This window comes from Streptomyces sp. NPDC042002, from assembly GCF_055588305.1.
In genome coordinates, this window is the sequence record NZ_JBVJCT010000002.1 from 457,924 (window position 1) to 475,994 (window position 18,071).

Here is an 18,071-nt window from a genome sequence, read left to right on the forward strand (position 1 = left end):
GTCCACCGCAAGCCCTCCGGCTGGACCAAAGGTCAGGCTGGGGGGCTTGCGATGTGACTGATCGTCAGAATCGGACAGTACCCGCCGCCTTGGTGCGTCCTACGGCGTGCGGAAGGAGTCCGCGTAGATGTGCCGGATGAGGTCGGTGTCGATGTCCGGGGTGGGATCGTTGTCGAGATTTCCGCTGATGCCGTCGACGAACGTGTCGATGTCGCGTGAGGTGAACCCCCAGCCCTCCAGTCCGGTCGCCAGCCCCGCCGTGTCCAGCACGCCGGAGACGGCTTGGTGGATGTCGTTGTGGCCCAGGGCCTCGGCGATGTCGGCGAAGCCGTCCTTGGCGTGCGGCTGGACGGTGCGCAGCCAGGCAGGGTAGAGCAGGGCCAGGCCCCTGCCGTGCGGTACGTCGATCCGCCGGACCGCGCCCATCGCCTGCTGGAGGCGGTGCGGCAGACAGGTGCTCGCACAGGCGACGTTGACGCCGCCGAGCAGTGCGGCGTGGGCCATCGCCTCCCGGGTCTGCGGGCTGGTGCTCCCAGCGGCGACCAGGGGCAGATGGTCGCGGATCAGCGTGATCGCGTGCCGCGCGTGGGACCGGCTCTCGTCGGTCGCGCGGGCCGCCACATAGCCCTCGATCGCGTGGGCGAGCGCGTCGAAGGCGGTCTCGACGGCGACCGCGACCGGGAGCGGCGCGGTCAGGTCCGGGTCCACGATGGCGACCTTGGGGAAGATGTCGTCGCCCCGGATGCCGGACTTGAAGCCCCGGACCACGTCGGTGACGATGGCCCCCTTGGTGACCTCCGACCCGCTGCCGGCCGTCGTCGGCACGGCGATGACGGGGAGGGCGGACGGTGAGGCGGCGAGCGTCTCGCCGATGAGGTCGCGCACGGTGTCGTACGAGCCGGCCACGGCCACGGCCTTGGCCGCGTCGATGGCGCTGCCGCCGCCGAGGCCGATCACGACGTCGCAGGACCGCGACTTCGCCAGCGCCACGGCCTCGTCGATCTCGTCGGACCGGGGGTTGGCGCTGATCCTGTCGAAGACGGTCACCGACAGGCCCGCCCGGCGCAGCGAATCCGCCGCCCGGTCCAGGAAGCCGTAGCGGCGCATCGCGGTGCGTCCGCACACGATCAGCGCGTGCCCGCCCCACTGGGCCGAGAGCGCGCCGACCTGGTCCAGGGTGCCGCTCCCGAAGACCACGTGGGTGGGTACGGGGAACTCAAGCCGCATGGTCACCGACTCCCTTCTTCCGGTTGTCCTCGAGTGCCTCGATGACGGCGCAGGTGCCGTCGGCGAGGTAGTGCAGTGCGGAGCCGCCGCCGGTGGACCGGGGACCGGTCCAGGGAAGCTCCGCGACGGTGTCGCCGCCGAGCAGCAGGGTGTGCGGCTCGCCGGGCTCACGGGCGCCGAGCACCGCTGCCGCGGCGCGGTGGTTTCCCTCGGCGTGTCGGCCGGGGGTACCGGCCACCAGGACCCGGCCGGCCTCCCGCACCGCGTCCACCGCCCACCGCTCGAGGTCGAAGTCGACGATGGCCCAGCCGTCCGGGACGCCCTCCTCGACGCCTACGGTCCGGGTGGCGCCTTCGGGGCCGGTGATCAGGACCGTACGGGGCAGGTGGATGCGGGCCCGGTGCCGGCGGCCGAGTACGGTGCGGGCCACGGCAGCGCAGCGCTCGGCCTCGGTGCCCAGCTCGGAGCCGCCGATGGCGTAACCGCTGACCGCCAGAAGGGTGTTGAGCACCACCCCGCCGGGGATCACCACGTCGTACGCGCGCGTCAGGCTCTCCAGCCCCACCACTGTCTTCTCCACTTTGACGCCGCCCAGCACGGCCACCGAACCGGCCGCCCCGCCACCGGCCGCCCACGGTCGCAGCAGCTCGGTTTCACCCAGGAGGCTGGAGGCCGCGTAGCCCGGCAGGAAGTCGAGGATGCCGACGTTGGAGGCGTGGCGGCGGTGTGCTTTGGAGAATCCGCCGACCGCCACCCGGTCGCCCAGGCGGGCGAGCGCGGCGGCCAGTTCGCGGTCGCCGCGTTCCTCGCCCGCCTCCAGCCGGACGTTGCCGAACAGGGCGATCTCCCCGTCGCGCAGCTCCGCCGCCCAGATCTGGGCCTGCCGCGAGGAGCATTCCGGCAGATAGCGAACTTCTCGGCCCAGGCGCCGGCCGAGGTACCCGGCCAGATGGTCCAGGTGCCGGGCCGTGCCGTCCTTCGCGCTGCCCTGGTGGCTGAGGAGCGCGACCCGGGCGCCCGCCGCGGCCAGGCCGCGCAGGTCGTCCAGCTCGGTGTCGATCCGGCCGGTGTCCGTCAGCGCGGGGCCGACGTTGAAGCCGGCGGAGTAGACCCAGCGCTCTCCGGGCACGACGGGATGATCGCGCAGCAGCCGCATGGTGCTCACAGCCCGTAGTGGTACAGGCCGGTCCGCTCGTCGAGGCCGAACATCACGTTCATGTTCTGGATCGCGGAACCTGCCGCTCCCTTGACCAGGTTGTCGGTCACCGCGATCACCTTGACGAAGCCGCGGACCGGGTCGTAGTCCACGCCTATGTGGCAGAAGTTGGAGCCGGTGACGGCGGTCAGACTCGGATAGACGCCGTACTCCTTGGCGTTGAGCCCGGCCTTCTTCGGCGCGCTGTTGACGCGGACGAAGAACTCGTCGGCGTAGTGGCGCTCGTAGAGGTCCAGCAGCGAGGCCCGGTCGGTCTGCCCGCGCTCCTGCGGACGGACGGCCAGGCTCGCCTGGATGTAGATGCCCCGGGCGAAGTTGCCGTGTGCCGTGGTCATGTCGACGCACAACTCCCGGCCGGCCAGCGGCGCGAGATGATTCTCCAGCTCCGGGGCGTGGCGGTGCCCTTCGAGGCTGTACGGGAGCATGGAGCCGAACACCTCGGCGTGCATGATCTCGGTGCGCGGCTTGTTCCCGGCCCCGGTGGTGCCGTTGACGGCGGCGAGGTGGACGGGGATGTCGAGGTCGGCGAGGCCGGAGCGCAGCAGCGGAGCCAGCCCGAGCACGGTGGTGATGGCGTAGCAGCCGGGGTTGGCCACCAGCCGGGCTCCGGCGACCTGTTCGCGATGGAGTTCGGTCACCCCGTAGACGGCCTCGGCGAGCAGGTGGGGGGCGGCGTGCGGCGCGCCGTAGACCTCGGCGTACCGCTGTGGGTCGCGGAAGCGGAAGTCGGCGCTGACGTCGACGACCTTCACCCCGCGGTCCAGGAAGAAGGCCGCTGAGCGCATCGCCTCGCCCGACGGGGTGCAGAAGAACACCACGTCGAGGCCGTCCGCGCGGCGCCGGAGCTCATCCACGTCGACGAAGCTCAGCCCGCAGCCGAGCAGATTGGGGTGGACCCGGTCGAACTCCTCCCCGCCCCGGGCCGTGGGCGTGATGGAGCCGACGCCGGGGTGGTTGAGCAGCAGCCGAGCGAGTTCGCCGCCGGCGTAGCCGGTGCCTCCCACAATGCCGATATGCAGGGTCATGCGTTACCTCGCGGAGTGAGGATGATCTTGCCGGTGGTGGTCCTGCCCTCGGCCATCAGGCTCATGGCCTCGGCGGTGTCGGCCAGCGCGAAGCGGTGCGTGACCATGGGGCGGGGGTCGATCTCCCCGGCGGCCAGCCAGGAGATCACGGTGCGGAAGTCCGCGGCCGTCGACAACGAGGAGCCGATGACCGTCACCTCCCGGCCGACGAGGGCGTTGGCCGCCATCGGCACCGGGCCGTCGAAGAAGCTGACCACGATCACGGTGCCGCCGGCCCGCACGGCGCCGACCGCCTCGTCGAGCGCGTCGGGGTGGCCGGCCGCGACCACGACGACGTCCGCCTCGGCGGACGGGTCGGCCGGGGCGAGGACGTCGGCGTACGCGTCCGCGCCAAGAGCCAGGGCGCGTTCGCCCTTCTCCTGGCCGACGTCGGTGCAGGTGATCCGGGTGAAGCCGAGCCGGCGTGCCGCGATCAGGCAGGCCAGGCCGATGTTGCCGGATCCGATGATGCGCATCGTGCGCCCCAGCGCCGGGCCGGCGAGCCGGATGGCGTGCAGGCCGATGGAGAGCGGTTCGACGAGCGCGCCGAGCTCCGGATCGAGCCCCGAGGGCAGGACGAAGGTCATGTTCGGCCGGAGCGTCACATACTCCGCGAAGGACCCCTCCCACCCCAGGTGGCACAGGTTCCGCTTGTCCCGGCAAAGGTTGGTGAGCCCCTGGGCGCACCGGTCGCAGCTCTCGCAATGCGCGTAGGCAGCCGCGCAGACCAGGTCGCCGACGGCGAAGTCGCCCGCCGCCCGCTCCACGACGCCGCACAGCTCGTGGCCGAGGACGACCGGCGCGGTCTTGTAGGGGTGCGCGCCCCGGTACGTGGCGAGGTCCGACCCGCACACGCCGGTGGCGAGCACCCGGACCAGGAGCTCCTCCCCGTCGGCGGCGGGCACGGGACCGCTCCGGTACTCGATCCGCCCGTACTCCGTGAGCACGGCGCTGTTCATCGGCATGAGGTGGCCACCTTCCCTCCGGCGAGCACCTCGTGCAGCGAGTCGATGAGGATCCGGCCGATGCGCTCCTGGGAGTCCGCCGACATCGCGCCGATGTGCGGCGTGATCACGACGTTGTCCAGCTCGGCCAGGCGGCCCGGGTTGCCCTCCTCGGCCACCACGTCGAGTGCGGCGCCCGCGATCTCGCCGTCGGTGAGCGCCCGGTACAGGGCCTCCTCGTCGACCACGGGCCCCCGCGAGATGTTGACCAGCAGCGCCGAACGCTTCATGGCCCGCAGAGCGCGGTCGTCGATCAGGTGGTGCGTACGGTCGGTGAGCGGGACGGCCAGGCACACCACGTCGGCGGTGGCCAACAGCTCGTCCAGGGAGGCCATTTCGACTCCCCGCCCACGCAGCTCCAACCGGCGCTCGGGCGTGTCCCGGTCGACGGTGGCGATCACCCGCATCCCCATGCCGTGCGCCAACTGGGCCAGGCGCGAGCCGATCTGGCCCAGGCCCACCAGGCCGAGGGTCTTCCCGCCGAGTTCGATGCCCGCGAGGGCGGCCTTGTTCCAGACTCCGGCCCGTACCTGACGGTCGGCCAGGACGATGTGGCGGGCGGCCGACAGCATGAGCCCCAGGGCCAGTTCGGCGACGGCCGGCGCGGAGACGCCGGGAACGTTGAACACGGCCACCCCGGCGGCCCCGGCGGCGTCGAGGTCGATGTTGTCGACCCCCGAGCCCGCCCGGGCCACGACCTTCAGCCGCGGCGCCGCCCGTATGACGTCCGCGTCGATGCGCACACCGCTGCGCACCACGATGACCTCGACGTCCTCGACCAGTTGCACCAGGCGGTCGGCCGGGGGCCGCAGCTCGACGTGGACGTCGTAGGTGCGGCGCAGTTCCGCCAGAGCGCTCTCGTGGATGGGATCCACCACCAGCACCCGGGTGCGTGCGACGGCGGGCGCAGGCAGCGGGGCACCGCCGGCTTCGGCGAGTTCCTGGACCGCGCGCCGGTCCAGCTTGCCGGACGGGGTCAGCGGCAGCGTGTCCACCCGCAGGAAGCGGTTGGGCACCAGGTAGGCGGGCACGGTGGCGCGGGCGTGGCGGCGCAGCGCGGCGACGCTGAAGGCGCCGTCGCCCGCCGGGACCACCAGCGTCACGAGCACGGCGGTGCCGTCGGCGTCGTACGTCACCGCGGCGGCCGCGTCGTGGACGGCCGTGTCGGCCCGCAGCGCCTCCTCCACCTCGGCGAGCTCCACCCGGTGGCCGCGGATCTTGACCTGCTGGTCGTTGCGTCCCAGGTACTCCAGGGCGCCGTCCGGCAGCCAACGGGCGAGGTCGCCGGTGCGGTACCAGCGCTTCCCGTCGAACGTGCGGAAGCGGTCGGCGGTGAGCTCGGGCCGGTGCAGATAGCCCGCCGCCACCCCGGTACCGGCCACCCACATCTCGCCGGCCTCGCCGGCGGGCGTCACTGCAAGGTCCCCGTCGCGGAGTTGGACCGACAGATGGGGAAGCGGTGTCCCGATGGGCGAGCGCACGGTGCCGGCGAGGTCCTCGGGGGTGAGCTTCCTGACCGTGGTGAAGACGGTGGTCTCGGTGACGCCGTATATGTTGACGAACTCCGGTGCCCGGTCCCCGGCGGCGTCCGTGTACGCCCTGACGACGTCCAGGTCGACGTTCTCGCCGCCGAAGACCACATAGCGCAGGGCGAGGTCGGGCGCGCCGGAGTCGGCGTACTCACGGGCCAGGAACCGGAAGACGGAGGGCACTTGGTTCAGCACCGTGACACCCTCGTCGGCCAGCAGCCGCAGGAAGTCCTCGGTCGCGCGGGCCGCCGCGGCGGGAATCACCACGGCGGTACCGCCGGTGGCCAGGGGCCCCCACAGCTCCCAGACGGAGAAGTCGAAGCTGAAGGAGTGGAAGAGCGACCAGCGGTCCTGCGGTCCGAAGTCGAACAGCGGCAGCGTGGCTTCGAGGAGCGCCAGCACGTTGGCGTGGGTCACGACACAGCCCTTGGGCTGCCCGGTGGACCCCGAGGTGTAGATCACGTACGCCGGGTCCTGCGGGTCCGGCGTGACGGCGGGCCTGGCGCCGGGCGTCACGCCGGGCGCGGGCGGGCGGGGGTCGATGACCTCGACGCCGTCCAGCCCGCAGGCGGCCGCCTGCTCCGGACCGCCGACCAGGATCTTCACCTGGGCGTCGGCGACCATGTAGTGCAGCCGCTCGCGGGGGTAGGTCGGGTCGAGCGGTACGTAGGCCGCTCCCGCCTTGAGGATGCCGAGGATCCAGCCGGGCACCCGGTGGGAGCGCTCCAGGAGCACGCCCACCAGGTCGCCACGGCCCACCCCGGCGTCGACGAGCAGCGCGGCGACGGCGTCCGACGCCTCGTCGAGCTCCGCATAGGTGATCTCCCGGCCGCTCTCGGAGAGGGCGGCGGCCTCGCCCCGCAGCCTGACCGACCTGGCGAACAGGTCGGTCAGGCTGCGGGCGCCGACCAGTGGGTCAGCGCTGGTCATAGGTACCTCCGACGGACATGACGTCACCCTGGTCGACCGGCTTGTAGAAGTCGGTGGGGTGCGCGTCGCCGCCGAAGTCGCCGAACATGCGCCGGAGTCGGGGCGACATGCGGTCCAGGATCTCCTGGGGCTGGCTGAAGTAGTCGTGCGGACGGTGCCACAGCTGGCCGTAGCGGAGGATGAACGTCTTCCGCTCACGGTGGGTGTTCGGTGCCACGGCGTGCCAGAGCGAGTACGGGAAGAGGAGTACGTCTCCCGGCGCGGCCTTGACGTCGATGGCGTCGTCCGGCAGCACGCCGCGGCGCAGCGGCTCGTCCAGCTCCTCCATGTAGCACAGCGCGTTGTTGCCCGTGGGCAGCTTGCGGTGGCTGCCGGGGATCAGCAGGAAGTTGCCGCTGTTGGACTCGGTGACGTCGGTGAAGAAGACCTGTGCCTTGACCTGGAGACCGGGGCTGCCCGGGGTCAGCTGGATCCGCTGCAGGTACTCGCCGCCGTCGGTGTGCCAGTACTCCAGTGCCTCCTCCTGGAGGGACCGGACGAAGATTTCGGTCCCCAGGATCTGAACGCTGCCGTTCAGCAGGGACATCAGCGGCCCGACCAGCTTGGGGTGGTCGAGGAAGTAGTCCATCTCCGTGGTGCGGCTGACCGCGTCGCGGACACGGACGGTGTGGCTGCGGTCGGTGAAGCTCGCATGGTTCTCGATCGTCGGGGCGCCCTTGGCGACCACGTCGTCGATGAGTTCGAGGCCCCGGGCCACCTCGTCCTGGTTGAAGACGCCCTTGAGGTGGATGTAGCCGTCACGCTCGTAGCTCTCGAACTGCTCCTCCGTCAGCGGCGTCCAGTCGCGCTCGCGCTGCGTCACCAACGTGGAGTCGCGCATGGTCGAAACGTGCATCATGATGGATCCTCTCTAAAGAATCAGGTAGCGCGCCGTCAGCGGCGCTGGGTGGCCCAGGTGCCCAGCAGGGCGTCGACGCCGTCCCACAGGGCCTCGACATCTCCTCGCGCATACCAGTCGGTCTTGAAGTTGACGGTCGCCGTCACGCCGTCCTCGTCCTCGACCCAGAAGGTCGCGATCGAGGCGTCGTGCCAACCGACGGCGATCGGCAGCGGCCGGGTCCGCACCCCGGGCATTCCGACGGTGCCCACCGTCTTGCGCATGCCGAGAGGGCGGGCGTTGAAGGTGACGTACGGGACGCGGGACTGCCGTCCCACGGCGTCCGGGTCCATCCGGTCGATCAGTGCGGGCCAGGGCACATGGCCGTCGTCCAGGGTGCCGAACATCCGCTGGCGGAAGTGCCGCAGATAGTCCTCCGTGTCGGGCCGGCTCCCAGGCTCGCTGGTCAGGACGGCCTTGCTCGCCAGCCAGCCCGTGGTCTGGTACAGCTCGGGCAGCTCCCGGTTGGCGGTCGAGAGCGTGGTGGCCACCGACTCGCTGCCGGAAAGGGTGAACAGCGAGCGGTGCAGCGCGGCGTGCATGAGGTTCAGGGCGGTCATCCGCAGCGGCCTGGCCACCGTGCTCAGGCTCTGGCAGACGTCGAGCGGCAGCCGGCGGCTGAAACCGTCCTTCTCCTCATAGCGGACGGGCGAGTGCCCGCTGAAACCGGAGATCGGCATCGCCGGGATCGCCCCGACTCCGCTCAGCCCCGCTGCCAGCCGTTCCAGGGCCTGCCTCCCCTCGGGGGAGTCCATTGTCCGGTTCTGCCGCCGGACGAAGTCGGGGAAGGTCATCTGCACGGGCGGCAGTTCGAGCCCCGAGCCGTCGCGCTCGGCGGCGTAGAGCGCCGACAAGTCGCGCATCAGGACGTTGAGCGACCACCCGTCGCTGACCAGGTGTTCGGCGGCGAAGGCGAAGTACGTCTCCTCGTCAGGGCGGCCCATCACCAGCAGCCGGGCCATCGGACCCCGCTCCAGGTCGAAGGGGACCGCGCAGGCCGACCGCAGAGCCGCCACGTCGGCGTCCTCGGTCCCGGCGGTGGCCAGCTGCTGGAGGTCCACCGGATCGGCCAGCCCGATGTGCCACATCATGGCGTTCAGGTCGAAGCCGCTCAGCAGCACCGGGTGGCGCCGCTGCAGGGCGTGCCAGGCCCGGTTCATGGCGGCCAGGTCCAGAGGCCCGGTGAACGCCATGGGGAGGACGGCGTGGTGGGGGTTGAAGACCCCGCCCTCGGCGTCCTCCAGGGTCTGGCCCAGGCGGTGCCGCTGGTTCCAGGAGACCGGCATCGACTCACGCATGATTGAGCTCCCCCACCGGTCGCACGAGGGAGGCGCCGTCATGGGCCCGTACGCCGCCGTCGGCCCGCAGCGGGCGCAGCAGCAGCTGCTTCGGGTCGCACATCACCTCGACGAGCTCGGGGCCCTGGTGCGCCAACAGCCCGACGAGGTCGGCATCGAGCGTGGCGGCGCGCTCCAGCTTGCGGTACGGCAGGCCGAACGCCTTCGCCACATCGCGGAAGTTCAGCGCCTCCGGCTCCTCCAGGGCGGGGCCCTCGCACAGGGCTTCCTGCGATTCCCGGATCGAGGCGTAGCCTCCGTTGTTCAGTACGAACACCTTTACGTCCAGGCTGTACTGACTGATGGTCGCCAGCTCCTGGATGTTGAGCTCGATTGCTCCGTCGCCCACGAGCACCAGTACCTGGCAGTCGGGCCTGCTGAACGCCGCACCTACCGCCATGGGTACCGCGGCGCCCATGTTGAGGAACGCCGCAGAGGTGATCTCCCGCTGAGAGGCGGAGAACTCCAGGGTCTGGCCGGTCACGTAGTAGGCGCTTCCGGTGTCGACCACGAAGACATGGCCGGGGCCGGTGTGCGCGTCCAGCCGCTCGACGAAGCGGTACGAGTTGAGGGGTTCCCGCAGCTCGCCGCCGGCGATCGTGGGGTGCGCCTCCTTCAGCTCGGCGCAGGTGGCCAGCCAGCGTTCGCTCGCGGCCGGCTCGGTCGACTCCGCCGACTCGATGAGCAGCGCGTCGAGCAGGTCGCGTACGTCCATGCACACCGGGAAGTCGATGCGCACACCCTTCTTCTTCAACTGGGACGGGTCGATGTCCACCGCGACGACCGTCGCGTCGGGGTTGAAGCTGTCGGCGTCCTCGCCGACGAACGCGGTCGACAGGCTGGACCCCAGGGTGAGGACCAGATCCGCCTGAGCCATGATCAGGTTCGGGTAGAGCCGCCCTCGGATGCCGCCCTGGCCGAACCACAGCGGCGAGTCGTACGGCAGCAGATCATTGCCCAGCCGGGAGGCGACCACCGGCAGCCGCAGCCGCTCGATCAGCGTCCCGAACTGCTCCTCGGCCGCGCCCTGCCGGATCCCCTGGCCCGCGATGACCAGCGGCCGTTCGGCGGAGCGCAGCATGGCCATGATCTGTCGGGCGGCCTGCCGCGCACCCGCACCCCTCGGCTCGCCTGCGGCGGACGGTGCCTCGTGCAGGGCCGCCGGGTCGATCTCGGCCGCTTGCACGTCGAGCGGGATGTCCAGCCAGACCGGGCCCGGCCGGCCCGAGAGCGCTTCGCGGACCGCCCGGTCCAGGTGGGCCCGGATGTCGGAGGGTTGTTCGACCACTGCGGCGTATTTGGTCATGCTGCGGGCGCTGTTGACGACGGCGAATCCCTGGACGCCGAAGGATCGGGCGTCGTCGTCGATGTGGCGGGTTTCGACCTGGCCGGAGATGACCAGGACGGGTACGCCGTCGGCGTAGGCGTCCACGAGTCCGGCGAGTGCGTTGACCGCGCCGGGGCCGCTGGTGACCAGGGCGACGGCGAGGTTGCCGGTGAGTTTGGCCGCGCCGGTGGCCATCAGGGCGGCTGCGGTCTCGTGCCGGGCGCAGACGCAGAGCAGGTCGGGCTGCTGGGCGAAGGCGTGGTCGAGATGGATTGAGCCGGTGCCGGAGAGGCTGTAGCAGGTGCGGACACCCAGTGAATGCAGGTAGGAGGCCACGTAGTCGGCCACGCGCATGGTCATCGCAACCACTGCCGTACTCGATGCGCCAGTGCCTGTGCCGTCAGTCCGAAGTGTTCGTAGAGGAATTCGGCGGGGCCGATGGGGGCGAAGACCTGCGGTATGCCGATCTGCAGGACGGGTACGGGGGTCGTGCGTACGACGACTTCGGCGACCGCGCCGCCGAGACCGCCGTTGACGACGTGGTCCTCGGCGACCACGAGCCGGCCTGTCTCGCGGGCCGCCGTGGCGATGGCCTCGGCGTCGATCGGCTCGATGGAACCCAGGTGCAGGACGCGGGCGTTGACGCCGTCCTCGGAGAGGAGGTGGGCGGCCTCGACGAGTCGGGTGGTGAGCAGGCCGCTGCCGATCAGGGTGACGTCGGTGCCGTCGCGCAGCTGGGCCGATCCGCCGTAGCTGAAGGTGTGGTCGGGTGGGAACAGTTCGGGGGTGTGGAGTTTGCTGACGATCCGGATGTAGACCGGGCCGTCGTGGGTGAGGGCTTCGTGGAGTGCGGCGACGGTGTCGCGCGGGGTTGCCGGTGCGAGGACCTTCATGCGGGGGATGGCGCGCATCCAGGCGAGGTCCTCGACCGCATGGTGGGTGCCGCCGAGTGCGCCGTAGGCGAGTCCGCTGACGAAGCCGCAGAAGATGACGTTGGAGTTGGTGTAGGCGGCGTTCTTGATCTGTTCGAGGGCTCGTGAGGCCATGAAGCAGGAGGCGGAGTAGACGAAGGGGCGTAGGCCGCTGTTGGCCAGGCCGATCGAGACGCCGACCAGGTTCTGTTCGGCGATGCCGACGTCGATGAAGCGGTTGGGGAATTCGGCCTGGAAGCCGAGCGCGGAGTGGGTCTCGGCGGAGTCGTTGTTGACGATGCAGATCCGCTCGTCCTTGTGCGCCAGCTCAAGCAGGGCGGCGGAGAACGCGGTGGCGCAGTCAGTCATTGGGGGCCTCCTCAAGCTCCTGGAGCGCTTGCTGCAGAAGTTCCGGCGTGATCTGGCGGCTGTGCCATTCGAGGTTGCGTTCCATGAAGGACACGCCCTTGCCCTTGGTGGTGGAGGCGATGACGCAGGTCGGTTTGCCGGCGGTGAGCGGCGCGGAGCGGAACACGTCGAGCAGGGCATGGATGTCATGTCCGTCGACGGTGCGTACCTCCCAGCCGAAGGAGCGCCATTTGTCGTCGAGTGGTTCCAGGGCGTTGATGTCCTCGGTGCTGGCGCCTTTCTGGGCGAGGTTGCGGTCGACGACCGCAACGAGGGTGTCGAGGTTGCGGGAGGCTGCGAGCATGGCGGCTTCCCAGTTGCTGCCTTCTTGGAGTTCGCCGTCGCCGGTCAGGACGAAGGTTCGTCGGGTGGAGCCCTGGATGCGGGCACCGAGTGCGGAGCCGACGCCGAGGGAGAGGCCGTGGCCGAGTGAGCCGGTGTTGAACTCGATGCCGGGTACTCGGGTGGAAACCACGGTGCTCAGGCGCGAGTTCCGGCCGCCGAAGGTCGCCAGTTCTTCTTGCGGGAGCAGGCCCTTCAACGCCAGCACGCTGTACATGGCGGCGGAGGCGTGTGCCTTGCTGAGGATGAACCGGTCCCGGTCCGCGTCGTCGGGTCCGCCGCGAAGCACGCCGAAGTAGAGGGCGCACAGGATATCCATGGCGGACAGATCCGCACCGATATGGCCGATGCCGGCCTGGCTGACGGTGGTCAGCGCGAGCGCTCGGGCCCGCGCCGCCTGAGAGCGCACCAGCGCCACGTCTTGCAACAACACTATGTCCCTTTCTGGTCAATGTTTGACGGAACGTCAGGCAGTGGGGGAAATACGGCTGTCAGACGCCGAGCTGCTGCCACTCGTCGAGCTGCTGGAGGTCGAAGACGTCCTTGACCCCGGAGATGTTGTCCTCCAGGTGAGCGGTGTGGCCGGTCTCGTAGATCGACTGGAAGGTGGAGCGCAGCGAGGTGATCGTGGCGCGCAGCCCCTGGTTCGCGTAGATGACGGCCGAGACACCCGCGGCCCGGGCGTCGTCCGCGTGCCAGTCGGGGTAGGTGGTGGGCACCACGACGACGGGCAGCCGGTCGTCCCAGAGGCCGAGGAATTCGAGGACCTGGTCCTTGGTCTTCTGCTTCGAGTGGACGAGCACCGCGTCCGCGCCGGCGTCGGCGTAGGCGGTACACCGCTTGATGGCCTCGTCGACACCGAGTCCGCTGATCATCGCCTCCGTGCGGGCTATGACGAAGAAGTCGTCGGTCCGTTGGGCCTTCTTCGCCGTCTCGATCTTGTGGGCGAAGGCGCTCACATCCAGCAGAGTGTGATCCGCGGTGGCGAAGCTGTTCATCTTCGGGAAGATCTTGTCTTCGATGCTCACAGCGGTGATGCCGGCGCTCTCGTACTCGGCCACCATGTAGGCGACGTTCATGCTGTTGCCGAAGCCGGTGTCGCAGTCGGCGACGACCGGCACGGAGAGCGCCTTCTGGATGTTGGCGGCCGCCTCCAGATAGTCCGTCATGCTCAGGAGGCTGGCGTCGGGGAGGCATCGCGCCGCGGAGATCTCGAAGCTCGACGCCCACACGGCCTGGAAGCCGCTCTGCTCGGCGATGCGGCCGCCCAGGGAGGAGTGCGCACCGGCGATCTTGGTGAGGGGGTTGTCGGCCAGTACCTGCCGGAACGAGGGGTAGCTGTTGCGGATCATAAAGTCTCCTCTGGTGCGGCGACATCAATGGATGCCGCCGGGTCCGATGGGGTGTTTCGAGTGAAGGCCCACCCGGCGGCAAGGCCGGTGCCGAGGAACAGCGCGGCCAGGATCAGCCAGCCGGTGGCGCCGAGACTCATCGTGAGCACGGTGATGAGAGCGGGGCCCAGAAACTGCTGGAGGCCTCGCGAGAGAGCGAATACGCCTTGGTACTCGCCCATGCGGTCGGGGGGCGGCAGAGCGAAGGCCAGTCCCCAGCTGCCCGATGCCTGGGCCAGCTCGCCCAGGGTGAGCGCGATCAGCGAGGGCACCAGGAACACCGTGGCCCAGACCGCTCCTTTGCCCCCGGACAGCGCGAACAGCACGCAGGCGACCGCCAGCAGCACTCCTGCCCGTACGAGCAGGCGACCGGAGCCGTGCACGGTTTCCGAGCCCCTGCTCGCGACGCGCTGGAAGAGCACCACCATGATCGCGTTCAGTGCGATCAGAACGGCCGCCAGGGCTCCGGGGGCGCCGGTCCGGTGGACGATCCACAACGGCATGCCCACCGTCAGGACCGGCAGATAGAACTCCAGCAGACCGCTGAGCCCGGTCGCGAGCAGAAAGCGCCGATCCCTGATCGCGGCCCAGGACCGTTTGGCGGGCGCCGTCGCAACGGGCTTCGTCCTGGCTGGCGGCCGGAGCCGGAAGGCGATGACGGCGCAGCTCAGCTGCAGTACCGCGTTCGCCGTGGTGATCGCGATGAAGGCGGATCGGCTGCCGTCGGCCAGCGCCAGACCTGCCAGGGCCGCCCCGCCGGTGAAGCCGAGATTGAAGAGGCTGCGCATCTGGGCGCGCACCCCCGATGCCTTGGCCTTGCCGAACAGGGCATGGATCAGAGCGCCGCGCAGCGGGCCGCCGGCCCCTGTTTCACAGACTCCGATCAGGGCCGCGACCACGGTGAACTCGGCCACGTTGTCGATGAACGGGTAGGCGAAGAACAGGGGGCCGAGCAATGCGTAGCTGATGGCCAGCGGAACGCCTGCCCCGAACCGATCGGCGATCCGGCCGACCGGCATCGAGCAGAGGAAACCGCAGATGCCCGCGATCGACATGGCGAACGCCAGTTGGTCGGCGGAGAATCCCGCGGTCCGGGTGAAGAAGATCACGCTGGAGGTGAGGAAGAGACCTGTGCCGAGCGACTGAGCGAACGTCAGGGCGGCCATCGGGCGGGCCGCGCCGGGCTCGGGGACCAGGTCGCGCAGCAGGTCGAGGGGTAAGGCGAGTTTGGTGGGCAGGGGGTTTCTGGGCATGGGGGATCCCCGTTCGCAGCGGGAGGGTTTCGGATCAGCTGCCCGCGAGGAGTTCCCTGGCGGACGGTGGCTCCGGGACGGACCGACGGACGGTGGGGGCCGGCTCCGGGCAACGCCCTTACCTTGCCGCGCCGTTGACGCGGCGGAGTGTGCAACGCTCGGTGGGGCCCGGTGTGCTGAGCCGGAAGCAGATCCGCTCCGGCGGGCATTCGGCTCCAGCGTGATCTCATCCGCCGGTGTGATGAGGTCCAAGTCGGCCGCCCGGAGGGCGAGTTCCGCCTGGTGGCCGCCCGGCCGACCGTTGACCCCGATGACGCGCGGGAACGTGCCGGTCACGGCATGGTGGACACCTTGCAGCGGCAGCGGCGCTCACCACCGACACACAGTTCGCGTTGTGGTGCGAGTCCACCCCTGCGCGGCAACTCCTCGGTTCAGACGTTTTCGAAGAGCTCCGGCTTTTCCACCGCTTCCGCGAGCTGTCTGATGGTGCTCCGACGAAGAACTCCGGAACGCGGCATGGGAAGGCCCGCATCGATCGCGCGGGTCGCGATCGTCAGCGCCATGAGCGAATCACCACCGAGATCGAAGAAATCGGCGTCAATATCGGTGACAGGCTCGCCGAGAGCTTCTTCCCAGAGGCGGGAAAGCGTTTGGACAATACTCTCGTTCAACATGTCGATCCTCTCGAATCCGCCGCCGGGGCAAGAGCGTACCCAGGGCGGTGGTATACGTGCTTTCGGCTTGGGCTGCCGGCGGAATTTGTCACGCGGGCAGCACAGAATGCCCCACAAAGCCTTTTTGACTTCCCCCTTGACATCCCCCGCGAGCCGTTGCAGCCAGCCGTTCACTAATCTCCACTCGCATGGTTGACTGGTCACGTCAACCGAAATTACTGCGAGGTAATACGACTGCCATGATCCAATCACATGACAGTCGCCGAAGCAATCTGACCCGGACCATGGAGTTGGCGAACCGACGGTCTGTCAGGGCGCCCTTTCTCTGCGCGCCACTCCTCCCATCAGCCCGCTCCTCGCTCCACGAGGGCGACGACCTCGGCGGCCGCCGCTCGTACGGACGCCTCCTCGTGCGTGGTGAAGCCGCCGGAGCGCACCCGCTCCTCGAATTCGTCGACGTCCTTCCATCGGTAGGGCGAACCGTCGCCGGGGATTCACAGGTCCAATTCCTGGTCCAGGGTGCCGAACCCGTCCGATGTACGGCGCATCGGCTCCTGGGAGTTGACGTACCAGCCCTGGAATCGGGAGCCCTCCCAACGCGCCCGCGCCGAGTAGCCCTCCCGGGCCGCTTGTGGCTGCAGCACGCCGTCGGACTGCCGGACGTGCTCGAACGCGCCCCAGGGGTGTGGGCCCCGGCGGAACTCGTGGGTCCCGAACGTGAGCGGCGTGTTCTTGGCCAGATGCACGGCCAGCGTGTGCCCGTCGTCGGCGGCCACCCGCACCGGACAGCGAATCCGTTCCCGGTCGTCCAGGATTTCGCGCCGGACAATCACTGCAACGGTGGTGGCCCTGCGGTCGTCTGCCGCGAGCGGTAGCGCTCGCTTCGAGCGGCCGGCCCGGCAAGGTTCATGGACCGGTTCGCCGAGGGCGGCTCGATCCGGTTTCGCATCGCATCGGTGATCACTAGTTGGAAGGACCTGGAACAGGGGCCTTGTGGGCGACGCCCCCCCTAGAAGCCGATATCACTGGTTTGGTGGGGCTGTCCTTCAGGACGCCAAAGAGGAACCTGGACCAAGCCTGGTTCAACGAGCTCGAACCCCGTGAAGAACTCCTCGATGTTGCTGTGTGAGCGCAGGTCCATGGTCGCGCTTGCGTTGTTGTATACGGCCTGCGCTTCGCTGCGTTCGGCGAAGTCATCGGTTGCGTGGGAGAGCACGAGAAAGCTGTCGGCAGGCAATGCGTCATGCAGTTCAGCGAGGATCCCGCGAGGTTCCTCTTCATCTGTTACGAAGTGGAGGACCGCTACGATCAGTAGGGCCACCGGCTGCTCAAAGTCAATAATCGCGCGGACCTCGGGGTGGTCAAGTGTCGAGCGGGGTTTCCGCAGGTCGGCCAACACCACTTCTGTTTACCCGGAACGGCCGAGGACTGCATCCGCGTGTGCTTTAACGATCGGATCATTGTCGACGTAAGCCACCCGGCTGCCGGAGGACACCTGATCGGCTATCTCGTGCACGTTCGGCGATGTGGGAAGCCCCGTGCCTATGTCGAGGATCTGATGCACTCCACTGCCCACCACGTACCGGACGGCACGGTGCATGAAGTCCCGGTTGGCCCGCACGCCAGGCCGCACTTCAGGAGCTGCAGCAATGAGAGCGTCTCCTGCCTCTTGGTCCACCAGGTAATTGTCCTTGCCGCCCAGCAGGTAGTCGTATACGCGGGCCGGGTGTGGTCTGCTGGTGTCGATTTCGTTGGCTTGGATGCCATGCTGCGGCACGTGACGTTCCTCTCAAGGCCTGCGGCTCACTCGCCGGCCACTGGCAGACTGCAGCTTCCCACATCAACTCTCCTGTTGCCCAAAGGAGTTCAAGCGTACTCTGAGTCGAAGGCCTGTCCGGGCCTCGAAGAAGTCGTCATCGGCTATGTCCTGGCCGTCCCGAAGTCCCAGCACGTGCCGCGCTTCGGCCGCATCGGCCATCTCTTCACGCAGGCACCGGACGAGGCATGGGAAAAGCGCTCATGCGGCGACGGCGCCAAGGGCCCACGCGTCTACCACTGGGCAGTCGTCCAACTCCCCGCGATCGAGGACTTCGATGGCGAGACGCCCGCACACCAACGCTGGGCATTGGCCCGTCGCAGCGTCGCCAGGCCCGATGGGACTGAGCTGCCCCGAGTTTCGTGGCGGCCAGTTTGCGTGGTTTCAGGCGGCGTTCATTGCTGCCTGGGATCGGTAGTGCTGGGTCTCGAATTCCTCGGGCGGGAGATAGTCGAGTGCAGGCGCTCGGTGTTGTACCAGCCGACCCATTGAACGACGGCACGTTCGACCTGGTTAGCGTCCCGCCAGGGCCCTTGATGCTCGATCAACTCTGCCTTGAAGGAACCGTTGAGGGCCTCGGTCGTCGCGTTGTCGTAGCTGTCCGCTACGGACCCGACGGAGGCAGTCGCGCCAGCCTCAATGAGCCGCTCACCGTACCGAATTGATACGTATTGACCAGATTCAACCAGCGGATGCAACACCGGC

16 protein-coding genes and 2 pseudogenes are annotated in these 18,071 nt (G+C 69.2%); 1 reads left to right on the plus strand and 17 read right to left on the minus strand.

Features of this window, described 5'->3' with window-relative positions; genetic code table 11:
• Positions 1–99 precede the first annotated feature (99 nt).
• The 16 genes and pseudogenes from ACZ6KY_RS04815 to ACZ6KY_RS04890 all read right to left on the minus strand — a co-directional run bounded on the left by ACZ6KY_RS04815 (position 100) and on the right by ACZ6KY_RS04890 (position 17,327).
• A complete protein-coding gene (locus tag ACZ6KY_RS04815; protein WP_469308980.1) occupies positions 100–1,227 on the minus strand; it encodes an iron-containing alcohol dehydrogenase in 1,128 nt (375 codons plus the stop codon).
• A complete protein-coding gene (gene pgk / locus ACZ6KY_RS04820; RefSeq protein ID WP_469308981.1) occupies positions 1,217–2,383 on the minus strand; it encodes a phosphoglycerate kinase in 1,167 nt (388 codons plus the stop codon). Before pgk ends, ACZ6KY_RS04815 begins: the two co-directional genes overlap by 11 nt.
• 5 nt (positions 2,384–2,388) lie before the next feature.
• Complete coding sequence (gene argC / locus ACZ6KY_RS04825) at positions 2,389–3,468, minus strand: N-acetyl-gamma-glutamyl-phosphate reductase (RefSeq protein ID WP_469308862.1); 1,080 nt, start codon at positions 3,466–3,468, stop codon at positions 2,389–2,391.
• Positions 3,465–4,472: a zinc-dependent alcohol dehydrogenase gene (locus ACZ6KY_RS04830; RefSeq protein WP_469308863.1), complete on the minus strand. Its 1,008-nt coding sequence runs from the start codon at positions 4,470–4,472 to the stop codon at positions 3,465–3,467. The genes argC and ACZ6KY_RS04830 overlap by 4 nt, the downstream gene beginning before the upstream one ends.
• A complete protein-coding gene (locus ACZ6KY_RS04835; RefSeq protein ID WP_469308864.1) occupies positions 4,463–6,970 on the minus strand; it encodes an amino acid adenylation domain-containing protein in 2,508 nt (835 codons plus the stop codon). Before ACZ6KY_RS04835 ends, ACZ6KY_RS04830 begins: the two co-directional genes overlap by 10 nt.
• A complete protein-coding gene (locus ACZ6KY_RS04840) occupies positions 6,957–7,868 on the minus strand; it encodes a phytanoyl-CoA dioxygenase family protein (RefSeq protein ID WP_469308865.1) in 912 nt (303 codons plus the stop codon). Before ACZ6KY_RS04840 ends, ACZ6KY_RS04835 begins: the two co-directional genes overlap by 14 nt.
• 35 nt (positions 7,869–7,903) lie before the next feature.
• Complete coding sequence (locus ACZ6KY_RS04845; RefSeq protein WP_469308866.1) at positions 7,904–9,205, minus strand: condensation domain-containing protein; 1,302 nt, start codon at positions 9,203–9,205, stop codon at positions 7,904–7,906.
• Positions 9,198–10,931 (minus strand): thiamine pyrophosphate-binding protein, encoded by a 1,734-nt coding sequence (locus ACZ6KY_RS04850; protein ID WP_469308867.1) that lies wholly within the window; start codon positions 10,929–10,931, stop codon positions 9,198–9,200. The genes ACZ6KY_RS04845 and ACZ6KY_RS04850 overlap by 8 nt, the downstream gene beginning before the upstream one ends.
• Positions 10,928–11,851: a transketolase family protein gene (locus ACZ6KY_RS04855; protein ID WP_469308868.1), complete on the minus strand. Its 924-nt coding sequence runs from the start codon at positions 11,849–11,851 to the stop codon at positions 10,928–10,930. The genes ACZ6KY_RS04850 and ACZ6KY_RS04855 overlap by 4 nt, the downstream gene beginning before the upstream one ends.
• Positions 11,844–12,650, minus strand: a complete 807-nt coding sequence (locus ACZ6KY_RS04860; RefSeq protein ID WP_469308869.1) for a transketolase — start codon at positions 12,648–12,650, stop codon at positions 11,844–11,846. The genes ACZ6KY_RS04855 and ACZ6KY_RS04860 overlap by 8 nt, the downstream gene beginning before the upstream one ends.
• 73 nt (positions 12,651–12,723) lie before the next feature.
• On the minus strand, positions 12,724–13,584 hold the full coding sequence (locus tag ACZ6KY_RS04865; RefSeq protein ID WP_469308870.1) for an isocitrate lyase/phosphoenolpyruvate mutase family protein: 861 nt from the start codon (positions 13,582–13,584) through the stop codon (positions 12,724–12,726).
• A complete protein-coding gene (locus tag ACZ6KY_RS04870) occupies positions 13,581–14,876 on the minus strand; it encodes an MFS transporter (RefSeq protein WP_469308871.1) in 1,296 nt (431 codons plus the stop codon). Before ACZ6KY_RS04870 ends, ACZ6KY_RS04865 begins: the two co-directional genes overlap by 4 nt.
• A gap of 431 nt (positions 14,877–15,307) precedes the next feature.
• The gene (locus ACZ6KY_RS04875; RefSeq protein ID WP_469308872.1) at positions 15,308–15,724 is read right to left on the minus strand and encodes an acyl carrier protein; all 417 of its coding nucleotides are present in this window, start codon (positions 15,722–15,724) and stop codon (positions 15,308–15,310) included.
• A 170-nt stretch (positions 15,725–15,894) separates the two neighbouring features.
• Positions 15,895–16,044 (minus strand): DUF402 domain-containing protein, encoded by a 150-nt coding sequence (locus ACZ6KY_RS04880; RefSeq protein ID WP_469308982.1) that lies wholly within the window; start codon positions 16,042–16,044, stop codon positions 15,895–15,897.
• Positions 16,045–16,383, minus strand: a complete 339-nt coding sequence (locus ACZ6KY_RS04885; RefSeq protein ID WP_469308873.1) for a ribonuclease FAU-1 family protein — start codon at positions 16,381–16,383, stop codon at positions 16,045–16,047.
• A gap of 130 nt (positions 16,384–16,513) precedes the next feature.
• Positions 16,514–17,327: pseudogene (locus ACZ6KY_RS04890) on the minus strand (SAM-dependent methyltransferase).
• 123 nt (positions 17,328–17,450) lie between these two features.
• Here ACZ6KY_RS04890 and ACZ6KY_RS04895 point away from each other — a divergent pair.
• Positions 17,451–17,705, plus strand: a pseudogene (locus tag ACZ6KY_RS04895) (IS701 family transposase); the annotation flags it as partial.
• Positions 17,706–17,761: 56 nt separating this feature from the next.
• Here the strand turns inward: ACZ6KY_RS04895 and ACZ6KY_RS04900 are convergent.
• Positions 17,762–18,067 carry an integrase core domain-containing protein gene (locus tag ACZ6KY_RS04900; RefSeq protein ID WP_469308874.1) on the minus strand — a complete coding sequence of 102 codons (306 nt, stop codon included), beginning with the start codon at positions 18,065–18,067 and terminating at the stop codon, positions 17,762–17,764.
• Positions 18,068–18,071: the final 4 nt, after the last annotated feature.